The 16,062-nt window shown below is 66.1% G+C and carries 17 protein-coding genes; 12 read left to right on the top strand and 5 right to left on the bottom strand.

What is annotated here, in order from left to right:
- Window positions 1–110 precede the first annotated feature (110 nt).
- The 5 genes from petA (at window position 111) to ROV95_RS15225 (ending at window position 4,038) form a co-directional block, all read left to right on the top strand.
- A complete protein-coding gene (gene petA, locus ROV95_RS15245; RefSeq protein ID WP_004151998.1) occupies window positions 111–731 on the top strand; it encodes a ubiquinol-cytochrome c reductase iron-sulfur subunit in 621 nt (206 codons plus the stop codon).
- Window positions 731–1,990: a cytochrome bc complex cytochrome b subunit gene (locus ROV95_RS15240; RefSeq protein WP_019659030.1), complete on the top strand. Its 1,260-nt coding sequence runs from the start codon at window positions 731–733 to the stop codon at window positions 1,988–1,990. Before petA ends, ROV95_RS15240 begins: the two co-directional genes overlap by 1 nt.
- Entirely contained in the window at window positions 1,983–2,732 is a 750-nt protein-coding gene (locus tag ROV95_RS15235) for a cytochrome c1 (RefSeq protein ID WP_058979545.1), read from the top strand. Before ROV95_RS15240 ends, ROV95_RS15235 begins: the two co-directional genes overlap by 8 nt.
- A gap of 134 nt (window positions 2,733–2,866) precedes the next feature.
- The gene (locus tag ROV95_RS15230) at window positions 2,867–3,502 is read left to right on the top strand and encodes a glutathione S-transferase N-terminal domain-containing protein (protein ID WP_021203577.1); all 636 of its coding nucleotides are present in this window, start codon (window positions 2,867–2,869) and stop codon (window positions 3,500–3,502) included.
- Window positions 3,503–3,585: 83 nt separating this feature from the next.
- Complete coding sequence (locus ROV95_RS15225) at window positions 3,586–4,038, top strand: ClpXP protease specificity-enhancing factor (RefSeq protein WP_019659028.1); 453 nt, start codon at window positions 3,586–3,588, stop codon at window positions 4,036–4,038.
- 46 nt (window positions 4,039–4,084) lie between these two features.
- On the opposite strand, the gene ROV95_RS15220 is transcribed toward ROV95_RS15225, so the two are convergent.
- From ROV95_RS15220 to ROV95_RS15205, 4 genes are all read right to left on the bottom strand, one after another.
- A complete protein-coding gene (locus tag ROV95_RS15220; protein ID WP_049423257.1) occupies window positions 4,085–4,435 on the bottom strand; it encodes a DUF3301 domain-containing protein in 351 nt (116 codons plus the stop codon).
- Window positions 4,436–4,502: 67 nt separating this feature from the next.
- Entirely contained in the window at window positions 4,503–5,504 is a 1,002-nt protein-coding gene (locus ROV95_RS15215) for a DUF2272 domain-containing protein (RefSeq protein ID WP_019659026.1), read from the bottom strand.
- Between the two features lie 175 nt (window positions 5,505–5,679).
- A complete protein-coding gene (gene nadC, locus ROV95_RS15210; protein WP_021203580.1) occupies window positions 5,680–6,531 on the bottom strand; it encodes a carboxylating nicotinate-nucleotide diphosphorylase in 852 nt (283 codons plus the stop codon).
- The gene (locus tag ROV95_RS15205) at window positions 6,528–6,797 is read right to left on the bottom strand and encodes a Trm112 family protein (protein WP_019659024.1); all 270 of its coding nucleotides are present in this window, start codon (window positions 6,795–6,797) and stop codon (window positions 6,528–6,530) included. Before ROV95_RS15205 ends, nadC begins: the two co-directional genes overlap by 4 nt.
- A 58-nt stretch (window positions 6,798–6,855) precedes the next feature.
- On the opposite strand from ROV95_RS15205, the gene purE reads away from it, so the two are divergent.
- From purE to ROV95_RS15190, 3 genes are all read left to right on the top strand, one after another.
- Window positions 6,856–7,359, top strand: a complete 504-nt coding sequence (purE, locus tag ROV95_RS15200) for a 5-(carboxyamino)imidazole ribonucleotide mutase (RefSeq protein WP_005412808.1) — start codon at window positions 6,856–6,858, stop codon at window positions 7,357–7,359.
- The gene (locus tag ROV95_RS15195) at window positions 7,356–8,504 is read left to right on the top strand and encodes a 5-(carboxyamino)imidazole ribonucleotide synthase (protein ID WP_134734910.1); all 1,149 of its coding nucleotides are present in this window, start codon (window positions 7,356–7,358) and stop codon (window positions 8,502–8,504) included. The genes purE and ROV95_RS15195 overlap by 4 nt, the downstream gene beginning before the upstream one ends.
- A 125-nt stretch (window positions 8,505–8,629) precedes the next feature.
- On the top strand, window positions 8,630–8,971 hold the full coding sequence (locus tag ROV95_RS15190) for a carboxymuconolactone decarboxylase family protein (RefSeq protein WP_019659022.1): 342 nt from the start codon (window positions 8,630–8,632) through the stop codon (window positions 8,969–8,971).
- Between the two features lie 74 nt (window positions 8,972–9,045).
- On the opposite strand, the gene ROV95_RS15185 is transcribed toward ROV95_RS15190, so the two are convergent.
- The gene (locus ROV95_RS15185; protein ID WP_312545163.1) at window positions 9,046–9,624 is read right to left on the bottom strand and encodes a superoxide dismutase; all 579 of its coding nucleotides are present in this window, start codon (window positions 9,622–9,624) and stop codon (window positions 9,046–9,048) included.
- 121 nt (window positions 9,625–9,745) lie between these two features.
- Here ROV95_RS15185 and grxD point away from each other — a divergent pair, with 121 nt between their 5' ends.
- The 4 genes from grxD to ppnN all read left to right on the top strand — a co-directional run bounded on the left by grxD (window position 9,746) and on the right by ppnN (window position 15,934).
- Window positions 9,746–10,066: a Grx4 family monothiol glutaredoxin gene (gene grxD, locus ROV95_RS15180; protein WP_005408852.1), complete on the top strand. Its 321-nt coding sequence runs from the start codon at window positions 9,746–9,748 to the stop codon at window positions 10,064–10,066.
- A complete protein-coding gene (locus tag ROV95_RS15175) occupies window positions 10,063–10,839 on the top strand; it encodes an SDR family NAD(P)-dependent oxidoreductase (protein WP_111097902.1) in 777 nt (258 codons plus the stop codon). The genes grxD and ROV95_RS15175 overlap by 4 nt, the downstream gene beginning before the upstream one ends.
- Before the next feature lie 232 nt (window positions 10,840–11,071).
- Window positions 11,072–14,293 carry a carboxypeptidase regulatory-like domain-containing protein gene (locus ROV95_RS15170; RefSeq protein WP_312545160.1) on the top strand — a complete coding sequence of 1,074 codons (3,222 nt, stop codon included), beginning with the start codon at window positions 11,072–11,074 and terminating at the stop codon, window positions 14,291–14,293.
- A gap of 252 nt (window positions 14,294–14,545) precedes the next feature.
- Entirely contained in the window at window positions 14,546–15,934 is a 1,389-nt protein-coding gene (ppnN, locus tag ROV95_RS15165) for a nucleotide 5'-monophosphate nucleosidase PpnN (RefSeq protein WP_019659018.1), read from the top strand.
- Window positions 15,935–16,062: the final 128 nt, after the last annotated feature.

Below are 16,062 nucleotides of genomic sequence, written 5' to 3'. Positions count from 1 at the left end.
TGTGTGGCGCGCGACGGTTCCGCTACACTCGACCGCGATTCAATGCGGCTCTGGCCCCCACCGGATCCGCTGGCAGCCTTAAAGCTACCTAATCAATATCGGAGTGCCGGATGGCCAACGATGGGGTACACGATCCAGTCAACACCGGACGTCGGCGTTTTCTTTCTGCCACCACAGCCGTGGTGGGCGCCGTCGGCGTCGGATTCACCGCCGTTCCTTTCATCAAGTCCTGGAACCCCAGTGCCCGCGCCAAGCTTGCCGGCGCACCGGTGGTGGCCGATATCAGCGCCCTGCAGGAAGGCCAACGCCTGATCGTGGAATGGCGTGGCCAGCCGATCTGGATCGTCAAGCGGTCCAAGGCCATCCTCGATGCGCTGCATGGGCTGGACGGCCGTCTCAAGGACCCCGAGTCCGGCGAGAAGGACCAGCAGCCGGACTACGTGCTGAAGCAGAACCCCGAACTGCGCTCGATCAAGCCGGACATCTCCGTACTGGTCGGCCTGTGCACGCACCTGGGCTGCTCGCCGGAAATGGTCGCCGAAATCCGGCCTGAGCCCTACGACCCGCAGTGGAAGGGCGGCTACTTCTGCCCCTGCCACAAGTCGCGCTTCGACATGTCCGGACGCGTCTTCAAGGACGTGCCGGCGCCGATCAACCTGAAGGTGCCCGCGCACCATTACCAGGACGACAACACCATCATCATCGGTGTCGATCCGCAGGGGGCTGCCTGATGGCCAATATCCTCAGCCGTACCGCCAGCGGCGTGGCCGACTGGGTCAATGCCCGCGCGCCGGGCCTGATGCCGGTCTATCGCAAGCATGTGAGCGAGTACTACGCGCCGAAGAACTTCAACATCTGGTACTACTTCGGTTCGCTGGCGCTGCTGGTGCTGGTCAACCAGATCGTCACCGGCATCTTCCTGACGATGCACTACAAGACCAGCGCCGCCGAGGCGTTCGGCTCCATCGAGTACATCATGCGGGACGTGGAGTGGGGCTGGCTGATCCGCTACATGCACTCCACGGGTGCCTCGCTGTTCTTCATCGTGGTCTACCTGCACATGTTCCGTGGCCTGCTGTACGGCAGTTACCAGAAGCCACGCGAGCTGGTGTGGATCCTCGGCATGCTGATCTACCTGGTGTTGATGGCCGAAGCCTTCATGGGCTACGTGCTGCCGTGGGGCCAGATGTCGTTCTGGGGCGCCAAGGTGATCATCTCGCTGTTCGGTGCCATACCGGTGATCGGCAACGGCCTGACCGAGTGGATCATGGGCGATTACCTGCCCAGTGACGCCACGCTCAACCGCTTCTTCGCGCTGCATGTCATCGCCTTGCCGCTGGTGCTGTTGCTGCTGGTGGTACTGCACCTGGGCGCGCTGCACGAAGTGGGTTCGAACAACCCCGATGGCGTGGAGATCAAGAAGGGGCCGAAGGGCAACCGCTGGTCGCCGAACGCTCCGGCCGACGGTATTCCGTTCCACCCGTACTACACGCTCAAGGATGGTGTAGGCGCCGGCTTCCTGCTGATCATCGCCGCCTTCATCATCTTCTTCGCGCCTGGTTTCGGCGGCCTGTTCCTGGAGCACGACAACTTCACCGAGGCCAACCGCCTGGTCACCCCGGAGCACATCAAGCCGGTCTGGTACTACACGCCGTACTACGCGATGTTGCGCGTGGTGCCGAACAAGCTCGGTGGCGTGCTGGTGATGTTCTCGGCCATCGCGATCCTGTTCCTGGTGCCGTGGCTGGACAAGGCGAAGGTGAAATCGGTGCGCTACCGCGGCTGGATCTCGAGGGTGATGCTGGGCGTGCTGGCGGTGTGCTTCGTGTGGCTGGGCGTGATCGGCTCCGGCCCGGGCACCGACGTGCATGAAACCTACATCGGGCGGGTGCTGACCTTCCTGTACTTCGCCTTCTTCATCACCATGCCGCTATGGACACGGTTGGACAAGACCAAGCCGGTACCGGAGAGGGTGACCACGCATGACTGAGCGCTGGATGGTCCGGCTGGCCCTGGCGGCCACCCTGATGCTGGGCAGTTTCCTGGCCTCCGCCGCCGAGGGCGGCACCAAGCTGCTGCAGGCAGGCAACGATCTGGGTGACCGCGCCTCGCTGCAGCGCGGCGCACAGTTGTACATGAACTACTGCTCCGGCTGCCATGCGCTGAAGTACCTGCGCTATTCGCGGATGGCGCAGGACCTGGGCCTGACCGAGGAAGAGGTGATGAACAACCTCAACTTCACCGGCTCGGCGATCGGCGACCCGATCCCGGTGGCGATGCCCAAGGAGAACGCGGAGAAGTGGTTCGGCAAGATGCCGCCGGATCTCAGCCTGATCGCGCGCGTGCGCGGCAGCGACTGGGTCTACACCTACCTCAAGTCGTTCTACCTGGACAGCAGCCGGCCGCTGGGCTGGAACAACGCGCTGTTCGCCAACGCCTCCATGCCGAACCCGCTGTGGGAGATGCAGGGCCTGCAGCACGCCGTGCATGGCAAGGCCGAAGGCCCCGGCATGGACCCGCCGGTGACCGGCCTGAAGATTGAAACGCCGGGATCGGTCGATGCCGGACAGTACGACCAGGCCGTGCGGGACATCACCAACTTCCTCGAATACGCCGGCGAACCGGCCGCGCTCAAGCGCCAGCAGCTGGGCGTGTGGGTGATCCTGTTCCTGGCCCTGCTGACCTTCCTGCTGTACCTGCTGAAGAAGGAATACTGGAAGGACGTCCACTGATTCGGCCGCCGGCCATCGCACGGGCCTATTGGCTTTTGTGATGGTCGGTTGCACACTCGGGGAGGAGTCGACCGTCGGCACGGTGCCGGCGGCGCCGATGCGGCAGGCGGTCTCCTGTCGTGGGAGAGCCTTTGATGGCGGCGAGCGTACGCATGCGCAATACACTGACGCTGTTTTCCTCGAACGACGATGTGCTGTGCCACCGGGTGCGCCTGGTCCTGGCGGCCAAGGGCGTCACCTTCGACTTCGTTCCGGTCGATCCGCAGAACCCGCCCGAAGACCTGATCGATCTCAATCCGTACCACTCGGTGCCGACCCTGGTGGAGCGCGAGCTGGTGCTCTACGCCGCGTCGGTGGTGAGCGAGTACCTGGACGAGCGCTACCCGCATCCGCCGCTGATGCCGGTCGATCCGCTGTCGCGTGCGCGCATCCGCCTGGCGATGCTGCGCATCGAGCACGACTGGGTGCCGCAGGTGCAGGCCATCCAGCTGGGCAACAAGACCCAGGCCGAGGCCGGGCGCAAGCGCCTGAAGGAACTGCTGACCGCCTCGCTGCCGCTGTTCAAGGCCAGCAAGTTCTTCCTCAACCCGGAAATGAGCCTGGCCGACTGCGCCATGGCCCCGATCATCTGGCGGCTGCAATCGCTGGATGTGCCACTTCCGAAGGATGGCAAGGCGATTGAGGACTACGGTAACCGCATCTTCCGCCACCCCGGTTTCGTCCGCAGCCTGACCGAGCAGGAAAAGAAGCTGCGCGACCTGCCGGCCTGATCCGGCCCGTGTTACCCGTCTGCACGCCGACCGGCGTGCAGGCGATCCGCCCCGGCGGGGCGCCGGGCGCGTACACTTCACGCATGACCGAAGACTTCTTCCACATGACCAGCCACCGCCCGTACCTGCTGCGGGCGCTGGTGGAATGGATCAACGACAACCAGCTGACCCCGCACATCCTGGTCGACGCCGGCGTTCCCGGCGTGCAGGTGCCGCCTTCGGCGGTCAAGGATGGCCGGGTCGTGCTCAACATCGCCGAACGTGCCGTCGTACGGCTGATGATCGACAACGAGATGGTGAGCTTCTCGGCGCGCTTCTCCGGTACCAGCTACCCGGTGCAGGTGCCGATCAGCGCCGTGCTGGCGGTCTATGCCCGCGAGACCGGGCAGGGCATGGCGCTGCCGGATGATATCCCGGGCAGCGAAACCGCGCCGACCAGCGACGAACTGCTGCACGAGGAAGGCACGCCGCCGGACGATACGCCGCCAGCCAGCCCGCCGCCGAAGGGGCGGCCGAACCTGCGCGTGGTCAAGTAACCAAGTAACGGTGGGTGCCGACCGTTGGTCGGCACTCCTTCAGCCCTTACACATCCTCGGCATCCTCCGCATCCGGCCGGATCTGGCTGATCCGCGCCGCGCCGGGGCCGGTGAACGAGATCAACTGGTCGCCACGCAGCACCATGCGACCCACGTGGCGATCGATGCCATCGTAGGAATACTCGAACTTGAAGGTGCGCTCGAACCCAAGCCGGCCATCCTCGCCGCGCGACAGGCGCAGGCCGGTGGCGTGCACCGCCTGATCCAGCCATTGCACATCAGCTGCGCGGCAGGCATTGCGGCCCAATTCAACGGCGCGCTCTGCGGCCGAGCGTGCCGCGTTCCAGAAGAAGTAGATGATTCCGCCGGCAATCAGCAACAGCAGCAGGGTAGGCATGGCGTCAGCCGTCAGAGGTCGATCCCGCAAAGATGGCGGCGAACGCGCGCTGGATCAAGCGCCGCACTCACCGCCGCGGCTGCGGTTCGCTGGACACCGGCTGCGCGGGCACGATGATCGGTTGCGGTGCCGGAGTGTGCTGCATCGGCGTCGCAGTGGGCGAGGGCATCACCAGCGGTGAGGTTGCAGTCAGCTGCAGCAGGGCTGCCCAGTCCTGGCGGTTGAAGCTGCATTCGTCCTCGCGCCCTGGCGTGCAGCTCGGGTCGATGCCGGTGCTGTTGCGTTCGCGCGCCGGTGGCAGCTTGATCAGCCCGGTGCGGTCCAGCGGCAGCAGCCGCATCGCTACGGTGTTCATCACGTTGCCACCGACCAGGTACAGGGTCTGGTCGCCCCCCAGGTTGGCGGCCACCACCACTTCGCAATGCGACTTCCAGTGGCCCACCGAGCCGTTGCCCAGCGCCTGCACCAGCCCGCTGTAGCTGAGCGTGGTGCTGCGGTCGCGCAGGAAGCACAGCAGGTCGCCCGGCGCGGGTTTGGCCGTGGCCGGGTCGACCAGCCGGTACGGCACGCCCGAGGGGCCGCCCTGGTATGCGGCACGGATGTAGTCGATGTGGCGAGGCGAGGTATTGAAGCCGGGAACGCCGGACTGCACCATTACCCAGGAGATGAACGCGGCCGACCACGGGTTGTCGATCAGGAACGCGCGGCAGTCACTGTCGGTGTAGCGCGTGCCCAGCGGTGCCAGGCAGCTGCTGGCGCCGGCGATGCTGCCCATCGCGTTGAGCGTGCCGCTGTTTCGCCAGTAGCCAGCCACGCGCTGCCAGGCGATCAGTCCGTTGTCGGCCAGGTGATCGCTTTCGGCCTCGGTGACGCTGAGGCTGGCGGCACGGCCTTCACGATCGATGAAGGGCCGGTACCAGAGCCGGTGCTCATTGCAGGCGGTGTTGCGGATGGCCACCGCCAACGGACTCAGGCCAAAGCGGGGCGGTACGTCGCAGGCTTCGGCGGCCGCTGCGGACAAGGGCGCTGCGGCCAGCAGCAGGCAGGCAGGCAAGAGCATCCGGCGCATGCGCGGCTCCTGTGGGGGGTGCCCGCAGCGTCGCAGAGGCGGCCGTAGCCGAGCCGTGAAGGCGTTCCGGTCGTGCAGAGCCGAGCCCACGCTCGGCTCATCGCGCAAAGCGGGTGCAGGGCGCGGCGCAGATCGAGAAGCAGCCGAGCGTAGGCTCGACAACGTCCCGCAGGCCTCAAGCCGGAGGCGGGCCCAGCTTCAGCGACAGATCGATGGCCTGCACATGCTTGGTCAGCCCGCCGATGGAGATGCAGTCCACGCCGTCTTCGGCGATCGAACGCAGGCCGCCCAGGCCGACGCTGCCGGAGACTTCCAGTGGAATGCGGCCGGCCGTGATGCGTACGGCTTCGCGACGCAGGTCGGGGCTGAAGTCGTCCAGCAGGATGCGTTCGCACCCGGCTTCCAACGCCTGGCGCAGCTGCGCCAGGTCTTCGACCTCCACCACCAGCGGCAGCGCAGGCCACTGCCGGCGTGCGGCGGCCACCGCTGCGGCCAGCGAACCGGCGGCACGGATATGGTTCTCCTTCAGCATCACCGTGTCGTACAGGCCGAAGCGGTGGTTCTCGCCACCGCCGCAGCGCACCGCGTACTTCTGCGCCAGGCGCAGGCCGGGCAGGGTCTTGCGGGTGTCGAGGATGCGCGTGCCGGTACCGGCCACTGCCGCTACGTAGCGGGCGGTGGTGGTGGCGGTGCCGGACAGCGTCTGCAGGAAATTCAGAGAGGTGCGCTCGGCACTGACCAGACTGCGGCTGCGCCCGTGCAGCAGGGCCAGCACGGTGCCGGCAGTGACCGGGTCACCTTCGGAGACACGCCATTCGATGCGCACCTCCGGGTCGAGTGCGCGGTGGGTGGCGTCGAACCAGGGGCGACCGGCGATCACTCCGTCCTGCTTGCACAGCAGGTAAGCGCTGTCGGCCTGGTCGGGCAGCAGCGCAGCGGTGACGTCGCCGCTGCCCAGGTCCTCGGCCAGCGCACGCGCGACATCGGCGGCGACAACGGCCGCGTCCGGCGTCGGCAGCGCGCTCATGCGGCCGGGAAGTCGGCGATCTGGGCGGTGGGAATGGCTTCCTCGGCCAGCAGCACCGGAATGCCATCGTCCACGCGGAAGACCTGCTTGCGGTCGCGGGTGACCAGTGCCTCGCGCAGCGGCTGCGCCAGCGGGTTGCCATCGGCCTTGGTCACCGCGCCGGCGGAAATGGCCTTGTTGAGGGCTTCCAGGCCCTTGCCATCCAGCAGGGACAGGGGCTGGCGGGTGTCCGGCGACACCAGCAGGTCGAGCAGCTTGCGATCCATGGTTCTTCGTCTTGCGTGGAAGATGGCTAGAATACGTCTTTAAGGCAGGTGACGGCCAATGACCCCCAACCCGATCGCGCCGCTTGTCGGCATCGTCATGGGTTCCCGTTCCGACTGGGAAACCATGCAGCACGCCGCCCAGAAGCTTGAAGCCCTGGGTGTTCCGTTCGAAGTGAAGGTGGTGTCCGCGCATCGGACGCCGGATGTGTTGTTCAGTTACGCCGAGCAGGCGGGCCCGCGTGGCCTGCGGGCCATCATCGCCGGTGCAGGCGGGGCCGCGCACCTGCCGGGCATGATCGCGGCCAAGACCGCCGTGCCGGTGCTGGGTGTGCCGGTGCAGTCCAAGGCCCTCAACGGCATGGATTCGCTGCTGTCGATCGTGCAGATGCCGGCCGGTATCCCGGTCGCCACCTTTGCCATCGGCAACGCCGGCGCCTCCAACGCCGCGCTGTTCGCCGCTGCGATGCTGGCCAGCGACCAGCCGGCGATCGGCCAGGCGCTCGATGCCTTCCGTGCACGCCAGACCGAAGACGTGATGGCCCACGACGATCCGCGCCAATGAGTCTGACCGTCGGCATCCTGGGCGGCGGCCAGCTCGCCCGCATGATGGTCCTGGCCGGTGCGCCGCTGGGGCTGCGCTTCGAACTGTATGACCCGGCCGCTGATGCCTGCAGCGGCCCGCTGGCGCCGCTCACCGTGGGCGCCTTCGATGACCGCCAGGCCCTGGCGGACTTCGCTGCCAAGGTCGATGTGGTCACCTTCGATTTCGAGAATGTGCCGGCCGACAGTGCGCAGTGGCTGGCCGACCGCGTGCCGGTCTACCCGCCGCCGTCGGCGCTGGCTGTCGCACAGGACCGGCTCAGCGAGAAGACCCTGTTCCAGCAGCTGGGCATTCCGCTGCCGGCCTTCGCCGATATCCGCAGCCGCGACGAACTGGCCGCCAAGGCCGCCGAATTCGGCCTGCCGTGCATCCTCAAGACCCGTCGCCTCGGCTATGACGGCAAGGGCCAGTTCCGCCTGCGCAACGAGGCCGACATCGATGCCGCGTGGGATGCGCTGGGTGCACAGGTCGAGCGTACCGGCCTGATCCTGGAAGGCTTCGTGGCCTTCCAGCGCGAAGTCAGCGTGGTTGCCGTGCGTGGCCGCGATGGCAGCTTCGAGGCTTGGCCGGTCACCGGCAACTGGCATGTCGACGGCGTGCTGTCGGCCAGCGTGGCCCCGGCCGTGCTGTCCGACACCGAGCAGCAGGCCGCGATCGGCTATGCCCGCCGCGTTGCCGAGCACCTGCAGTACGTCGGCGTGTTCGCGCTGGAGCTGTTCTGCCGCGATGGCGAACTGCTGGCCAACGAGATGGCGCCGCGCGTGCACAACTCCGGCCACTGGACCATCGAAGGCAGCGAAACCTCGCAGTTCGAGAATCACCTGCGCGCCGTGCTGGGCCTGCCGCTGGGCAGCACCCGCATGCTGGGTCACGCCTGCATGCTGAACTGGCTGGGCGTGATGCCCGACCCGGCACCGGTACTGGCCCAGGCCAGCGGCCACTGGCACGACTACGGCAAGGAGCCGCGCGAGGGCCGCAAGGTCGGCCACGCCACGTTGCGCGACGATGATGCCGCTGCATTGGCCGATGCGCTGGATCAGGTTGGCCTGGAACTGGACCGCCAGGCCCAGGTGGCGCCGGCGGTACACGCGCTGCGCAATAGCTGAGCCCGGGCGTGCCGGCCAATGGCCGGCACAACCTTGTATGCCTGCAACGGTGTGGCGCGCCGGTGCAGGCATCGGCGCACCATTGCCGGTGGTAGCGTGGAGCTCCTTTCACAGGAGTCACGACCATGCTCGACTGGAATGCCTACCGCAAGGAACTGAAGGGCCGCATCGGCGAGATCGGCAAGCTCTCGCCGGACACGGTCAAGGGCTACGCGACCCTGGCCAATGCCGGCGCCCAGACCAACCATCTGGATGCCAAGACCCGCGAACTGATCGCGCTGGCAGTGGCGGTGACCACCCGCTGCGATGGCTGCATCACCGTACATGTGGATGCAGCGCTGAAGCATGGCGCCAGCCGCGAGGAAATCGCCGAAGCACTGGGCGTGGCGGTGTCGCTCAATGCAGGCGCCGCGCTGGTGTATTCGGCACGGGTGATGGACGCGGTGGCCGCGCACGAGAACGCGTGAAGCGTGATCTGTAGAGCCGAGCCCATGCTCGGCTGGCCGGACAGCAGCCGAGCATGGGCTCGGCTCTACAGGGGTCAGCGCAGCTGGCTTTCGGCGAATTCCCAGTTGACCAGCTGCCAGAAGGCATCCAGGTAACGCGCCCGGTCATTCTGGTACTCGGTGTAGTAGGCGTGCTCCCAGACATCGCAGCACAGCAGCGGGGTGCTCTCACCGGTCAGGGGTGTGCCGGCGTTGCGGGTGGCCTGGATGCCCAGCTGCCCGCCCGGATGCTGCACCAGCCACACCCAGCCCGAGCCGAACAGGCCCAGCGCGGCGCGGTTGAACTCCTCGCGCAGGCGCTGCGCGTCACCGAACTGGCGCTTGACCAGCTCGCCCAATCGGCCCTGCGGCTCGCCGCCGCCGCGCGGCCGCAGGCACTGCCAATAGAAGCCGTGGTTCCAGGCCTGGGCGGCCGCATCGAACAGCCTGCCCTGGGCGTGGCGGACGATCTCATCCAGCGACGCTTCCTCCCACTCGGTGCCGAGGATGCCGGCGTTGACGGCATCTACATAGCCGCGATGGTGGCGGCCGTGGTGCAGTTCCACGGTCTGTGCGGACAGGTGCGGCTGCAGGGAGCCGGGAAGGTAGGGCAGGGCAGGCAATTCAACAGGCATGGACAGGTTCGTGGCCAGAGGGGCGGCGGCAGCCGGTTCCATCCGCTTACAATGGCGGCTACCGTGGGCAGTCTAGCCGACCACCGCGGTCGGTTTGTCCGGCGAAGCAAGGAGTGTGGTTGTGGCGGTAATGCAGCAAATCCAGGCCGAGGTCGATCGTTACCCGCTCGTGCTGTTCATGAAGGGCACCCCGCAATACCCGATGTGCGGCTTCTCCAGCCGCGCGGTACAGGCGTTGATGGCGGCCGGCGCGGTCACCCTGCGCACCGTCAACGTGCTGGAAGAACCCGAGATCCGCGCCAACCTGCCGCGCTTTTCCAACCTGCCGACCTTCCCGCAGCTGTTCATCAACGGTGAGTTGATTGGTGGCTGTGACATTGTCCTGGAGTTGTTCGAAGCCGGCGAGCTCAAGCGCATCGTCGAAGAGGCGACCCAGGGATGAGTGCCTGGCCATCGACGTCACCGGCCGACGGGGCGCTCGATGGCCGCCCGTTGCAGGATCGCGTAGTGCTGGTCGCCGGTGCCGGTGGCGGATTGGGTAGTGCGGCGGCAGTGGCTGCTGCGGCCGCCGGTGCCACCGTGGTCCTGCTGGGCCGCAAGCCGCGCCGCCTGGACCGTGTCTACGCCCAGGTGCAGGCGGTCGGCCCGGAGCCGCTGCTGTATCCACTGGACCTGGAAGGCGCGGGCCCCGACGACTATGCCGAGCTGGCCCAGGCCCTGCAGCGCGAGCTGGGGCGATTGGACGGCCTGCTGGTCTGTGCCGCTCACTTCCCTGGCCTGACCCCGTTTGAACTGGCCGACCCGGCCAGTTTCGCCCGCGCGGTGCACGTCACCCTGACCGCGCCGGCCTGGCTGGCCCAGGCCTGCCTGCCGCTGCTGCGGCAGCGTGAAGATGCGGCGCTGGTGTTTGCGGTCGATGCTCCCGAACGGGTGGGGCAGGCTTACTGGGGCGGTTATGGCGTGGCCCAGCATGGCCTGCGTGGCCTGATCGCCAGCCTGCACGACGAACTCGGCCGCAGCCCGGTAAGGGTCAGTGGCCTGTACCCCGGTCCGCTGCGCACAGCCCTGCGGGCCCGGGCCTATTCCGTTGATCAGGACCCGGCCGCCCAAGGCCCGGAAGCCGCAGCGGCAGCGGCGGTGACCCTGTTGTCCGGCGCTGGCGCCGCCTGGCGGGGCAAGATTCTCGATGCCAGCGAGGCGCCCCCTGCGGAGTGAGTGCCGGGGAAAGACGGAGTGAAGAGCCCGTCACGATTGCGTTGCGAACCGGTGCCGTTTGTCGCACAACCGTCACATTGATGGCGTAGCGTGTTAATCTAGTGTTAACCGTTAGGGCTGCCTTCAGCCGAGCGGTAGGGAACCCCAGATAACTCTCCGATCAGCCACCCGCAGGGCTGCTTGGATGCGCTTTTTTTCCGCCATCGCCAACTCGCATCGAGGCTACCGAAAAATGACCCACCCACTCCGGATGTCCAAGCTTACCCTTGGTCTCGTGGCTGCACTTGCTGCCGCTCCCGCCTTCGCCCAGAGCAGCACCTCCGCCGGTGTCGGCGGCCAGGTGATGTCCGCCGCAGGCCAGCCTGTTGCCGGCGCTGAAGTCACCATCACGCACACCGAGTCGGGCACTGTTTCGCGTGCCACCACCGATGCGTCGGGTCGCTACAACGCGCGCGGCCTGCGCGTGGGTGGTCCGTACACCATCACCATCACCAAGCCCGGTGAAGGCACCAAGACCGAAGAAGGTGTCTACCTGAACCTGAACCAGGTCAACACCGTCAATGCCAACCTGGGCGGTGATCTGGCTGCGACCAACCTGGACGCGGTTAACGTTGTCGCCACTGCCGGCGGCCTGGACCTGTTCAGCGCCAACAAGATGGGCACCGGCACCAACGTGACCCGCGAAACGATGGATGCATTGCCGTCGGCCAGCCGCAACATCCAGGACTACGTCCGCCTGGATCCGCGCATCTCGCAGGTCAGCAAGGCTGACGGCGCGATCTCGGCCGGTGGCCAGAACACCCGTTACAACGCCATCCGCATCGACGGCATCAGCGCCTCCGATCCGTTCGGCCTGGGCTCCAACAACCTGCCGACCGAGCGTCAGCCGGTGTCGATGGACGCCATCCAGGAAATCAACATCGACCTGGCCAACTACGACACCACCATCGCCGGTGGTACCGGTGCGGTGATCAACGCCGTGACCAAGTCGGGCACCAATGAATTCCACGGCACCGTGTACGGCTCGTACCGCGACAAGGACATGGTCCGTTCGCGCCTGGAAGGTGACAAGCAGGACTTCAACGGGTTCGAGGACGAGAAGACCTACGGCATGACCTTCGGCGGCCCGATCGTCAAGGACAAGCTGTTCTTCTTCACCAACTACGAAAAGTACGAGCGCTCGGCCGCCGGCGTCGCGCTGAGCGACACGCCGATCGGCCGTGGCACCATCACCCAGCAGCAGATCACCGACGTCCAGAACTTCCTGGGCAAGCTGGGCTACGATCCGGGCAGCCTGACGGCGCCGAACAGCAAGACCGAGATCGAGGAGTATGCGGTCAAGCTGGACTGGAACATCAACGAGAACCACCGTGCGGCCCTGCGCTACAACAAGATGGAGCAGAACGTCGTTCGCTTCCCGCAGGTCAGCAGCAGCGCCATCTCGCTGAGCAACTTCTGGTACCAGCAGCCCACCGAGTACGAAACCTGGATGGGCGAACTGTTCAGTGACTGGTCCGAGAACTTCTCGACCGAGTTCAAGGTCTCGCACAAGGATTACTCGGCCAACCGCGTCCCGCTGGTCGACATGCCGCAGATCCGCATCAAGTCGGGCAACGATTCGCTGTACGTCGGTACCGAACAGAACACCCACGTCAACATCGTCGAGTCGAAGGAACTGAGCGCCTTTGGTGCCGGTATCTGGTACATCGGTGACCACACCGTCAAGTTCGGCTTCGATTACTCGAAGAATGACCTGATGAACTTCTACGGCCGCAACCTCAACGGCGTGTACGAATTCAACAGCGTCAACGATTTCCTGGCGGGCAAGGCTTCGCGCTACCAGCTGCGTGCTCCTCGCGCCGATGGCAGCCGCAGCGACATCCCGGCCGACTTCACCCTGAAGAACACCGGCGTGTTCGTGCAGGACACCTGGGCGATCAACTACAACCTGAACCTGATGTTCGGCGTGCGCATCGACATGCCTGACTTCAGCACCCAGCGCCTGTACAACCCGCGCATCGAGCAGCTGTACGGCTTCAACAACACCAAGCTGGTCGACAAGAACCTGGTGCAGCCGCGCGTCGGCTTCAACTACACCTTCGACAGCGATCGCCCGACCCAGCTGCGCGGTGGCGTGGGCCTGTTCGGCGGCGCCGCCCCGAACGTGTGGCTGGCAGGTGCCTACCAGAACACCGGCCTGAACTACATCGAGTACGACGAGCGCAGCATCCCGGCCGGTGCCTTCACTCCGGACGGCAACAACCCGTACATCCCGGCCGGTGGCCCGGCTTCGGCCCGTCAGAACGTCGACATCATCGCGCCGGGCACCCGCCTGCCGTCGGTGTGGAAGGCCAACCTGGCGTTCGACCATGAGCTGCCGTGGTACGGCATCGTGGCATCGGCCGAAGTGCTGTTCACCAAGGTCAAGGACGGCATCTACTTCGACCGTCTGGACGTGTCGGCGCCGACCGCCTTCGGTCAGGATGGCCGCGCGATCTACTGGAACGATGCTGGACGCAACTCGGCGAACACTCGCATCGATAAGGGTGTCGACTACGGCATTTCGACCGGTACCAAAAATGCGGTTGATCGTTTCAACCGTCCGAAGGACATCGGCGACGTTCTGGTCCTGCGCAATACCGACAAGGGTCGCGGCACCCAGGCCACCTTCTCGCTGGCCAAGCCGCTGACCGAGAACTGGGGCTGGTCGCTGGGTTACACCTACACCAAGTCGACCGAGGTCAGCCCGCTGTCCAGCTCGCAGAACACCTCGAACTGGAACAACACGCTCATCTTCAACGCCAATGAGAACGTGGCCTACAATTCGCGTTACGCGATGAAGGACCGCGTCACCGGCACCCTGGAGTGGAAGCACAACTTCTTCGGTGACAACGCCACCCGCGTGGGCCTGTTCTACGAAGGTCGCTCGGGCCGTCCGTACAGCTACATCTTCTACAACGATGCCAACGGCGACGGTGCCACCACCAACGACCTGTTCTACGTGCCGAAGGGTCCGGGCGACGTGCTGTTCACCGGCGGTGCCGCAATGGAGAAGCAGTTCTTCGACTGGCTGGCGCAGAACCCGGAACTCGATGCCTACCGTGGCAGCGTGGTCCCGGCCAACCGCCACCGCGCCTCGTGGGTCAACAGCTTCGACGTCCGCGTCAGCCAGGAATTCCCGGGCTTCATGAAGGGTCACAAGGGTGAAGTCGCCCTGGACATCATGAATGTCGGCAACCTGCTGAACAAGAAGTGGGGCCTGATCGACGACTACGGCTTCTACTCGACCCGTCGCGTTGCCAACTACGCAGGTATCGATCCGGCCACCGGCAAGTACGTGTACTCCTTCACTGGTTCGACCGACAACCCGTCGGTGCAGGAAAACAACAACGACAAGGGCAACACCGCCGTGTCGCGTTGGTCGATGCAGCTGACCCTGAAGTACAAGTTCTGATCCATCAGCGCTTGAAGTGGTAAGTGGAAACGGCCGGGGAAACCCGGCCGTTTTCCGTTCAGGCGAAAGTCCTTGCAGGGCGTGGGGCAACGGCGTAGCATCCAGAAATGTGCGCGGTGCCAACGCCGCCGATGCGGTCCCGGAATGGCGGACGCGGGCGGCACACATCCAACGGTCGGGCTTCCCGGCCGTTTTGCTTTTTAAGGGGGCGGCAGTACAGTCGGAAACCTTGAAGGAAGCGAAAAATTGGATATGACCACGAACGAAAAATCAGCCCGCGCACTGCCGGTGCAGGACGCGCGGATCTACCCGCGCGGTGGGCTGGATGTGCTGTCGCGGGCCGAAGTGGCACGCCTGCGCGATGCCTCCGCCGGCGGCATGCATGAGCTGCTGCGCCGCTGCGCGCTGGCCGTGCTGACCAGCGGCAGCGCCTCCGACGATCCGCGCGCTGCGCGCGATCTCTACCCTGATTTCGACATCCAGGTAGCGCAGCAGGATCGCGGCGTGCGCATCGATCTGGTCAACGCACCGGCGATGGCCTTCGTTGACGGCGAGATCATCCGCGGTGTCGCCGAACTGCTGTTCGCCGTCGTGCGCGACCTCGCCTACATGGCCATCGAAATGGGCCCGGCCTACGCGGCCGAGCTGGAGTCATCCGAGGGCATCACCAACGCGGTGTTCGGCCTGCTGCGCAACGCGCGCATCCTCAACCCGGGCGATCCGAACCTGGTGGTGTGCTGGGGCGGCCATTCGATCTCGCGCGACGAATACCTGTACACCAAGCAGGTGGGCTATGAACTGGGCCTGCGCGGCCTGGACATCTGCACCGGCTGTGGCCCGGGTGCGATGAAGGGCCCGATGAAGGGTGCCACCATCGCCCACGCCAAGCAGCGCCGTACCGTGACGCGTTACATCGGCCTGACCGAGCCGGGCATCATCGCCGCCGAGTCGCCGAACCCGATCGTCAACCACCTGGTGATCATGCCGGACATCGAGAAGCGCCTTGAGGCCTTCGTCCGCATCGGCCACGGCATCATCGTGTTCGCCGGTGGCGTCGGTACCGCCGAAGAGATCCTGTACCTGCTCGGCATCCTGCTGCGCGAGGAGAACAAGGACCTGCCGTTCCCGCTGATCCTGACCGGCCCGACGGTAGCGGCACCGTACTTCGAGCAGATTGATCGCTTCATCCGCCTGACCCTGGGCGATGCGGCTGCCGAGCGCTACGAGATCATCATCGGCGACCCGGTGGCGGTTGCGAAGAAGATGGCCACCGGCATCAAGCGCGTGCGCGAGCACCGCCTGGCGCAGAAGGACTCGTTCTTCTTCAACTGGTCGATCGAGATTCCGTGGGAGTACCAGCAGCCGTTCGTACCCACCCACGAAGCGATGGCGGCGCTGGACCTGCACCACGGGCGTGCCCCGCACGCGCTGGCGGCCGACCTGCGCCGCGCGTTCTCGGGCATCGTCGCCGGCAACGTGAAGGAAGACGGCATGCGCCGCATCGAGCAGTTCGGGCCGTTCCAGATCCACGGTGACCCGGACATGATGCAGGCGCTGGATGCGCTGCTGCGCGCTTTCGTCGAACAGCGCCGGATGAAGATCTCCGGCGAATATCAGCCCTGCTACCAGGTGCTGGCCTGAGCCTGCGCGCGGGGGCGGGGGGGGGGGCCGCGCGCGGGGGGGGGGGGGGGGGGGGGGTGTGGGGGGGGGGGGGGGGCGCCGCCGCGGGGGGGGGGGGGGGGGGGGGGGGGGGTGGCGGGGGGGGGGGG

It is taken from the genome of Stenotrophomonas maltophilia group sp. msm1, from assembly GCF_032025805.1.
GTDB lineage: Bacteria > Pseudomonadota > Gammaproteobacteria > Xanthomonadales > Xanthomonadaceae > Stenotrophomonas > Stenotrophomonas hibiscicola.
Note: the sequence above shows the minus strand (reverse complement) of the source record. Positions and strands in the feature narration are given on the sequence as shown.

Bases quoted from the DNA above. Each gene is read 5' to 3' on its own strand.
- ROV95_RS15195 (WP_134734910.1), top strand. From the start codon at position 7,356: ATGAGTCTGACCGTCGGCATCCTGGGCGGCGGCCAGCTCGCCCGCATG.
- ROV95_RS15170 (WP_312545160.1), top strand. From the start codon at position 11,072: ATGACCCACCCACTCCGGATGTCCAAGCTTACCCTTGGTCTCGTGGCT.
- ROV95_RS15240 (WP_019659030.1), top strand. From the start codon at position 731: ATGGCCAATATCCTCAGCCGTACCGCCAGCGGCGTGGCCGACTGGGTC.
- ROV95_RS15215 (WP_019659026.1), bottom strand. From the start codon at position 5,504: ATGCGCCGGATGCTCTTGCCTGCCTGCCTGCTGCTGGCCGCAGCGCCC.
- ppnN (WP_019659018.1), top strand. From the start codon at position 14,546: ATGACCACGAACGAAAAATCAGCCCGCGCACTGCCGGTGCAGGACGCG.
- ROV95_RS15220 (WP_049423257.1), bottom strand. From the start codon at position 4,435: ATGCCTACCCTGCTGCTGTTGCTGATTGCCGGCGGAATCATCTACTTC.
- ROV95_RS15185 (WP_312545163.1), bottom strand. From the start codon at position 9,624: ATGCCTGTTGAATTGCCTGCCCTGCCCTACCTTCCCGGCTCCCTGCAG.
- petA (WP_004151998.1), top strand. From the start codon at position 111: ATGGCCAACGATGGGGTACACGATCCAGTCAACACCGGACGTCGGCGT.
- ROV95_RS15205 (WP_019659024.1), bottom strand. From the start codon at position 6,797: ATGGATCGCAAGCTGCTCGACCTGCTGGTGTCGCCGGACACCCGCCAG.
- ROV95_RS15225 (WP_019659028.1), top strand. From the start codon at position 3,586: ATGACCGAAGACTTCTTCCACATGACCAGCCACCGCCCGTACCTGCTG.
- ROV95_RS15230 (WP_021203577.1), top strand. From the start codon at position 2,867: ATGGCGGCGAGCGTACGCATGCGCAATACACTGACGCTGTTTTCCTCG.
- ROV95_RS15175 (WP_111097902.1), top strand. From the start codon at position 10,063: ATGAGTGCCTGGCCATCGACGTCACCGGCCGACGGGGCGCTCGATGGC.
- ROV95_RS15190 (WP_019659022.1), top strand. From the start codon at position 8,630: ATGCTCGACTGGAATGCCTACCGCAAGGAACTGAAGGGCCGCATCGGC.
- nadC (WP_021203580.1), bottom strand. From the start codon at position 6,531: ATGAGCGCGCTGCCGACGCCGGACGCGGCCGTTGTCGCCGCCGATGTC.
- purE (WP_005412808.1), top strand. From the start codon at position 6,856: ATGACCCCCAACCCGATCGCGCCGCTTGTCGGCATCGTCATGGGTTCC.
- ROV95_RS15235 (WP_058979545.1), top strand. From the start codon at position 1,983: ATGACTGAGCGCTGGATGGTCCGGCTGGCCCTGGCGGCCACCCTGATG.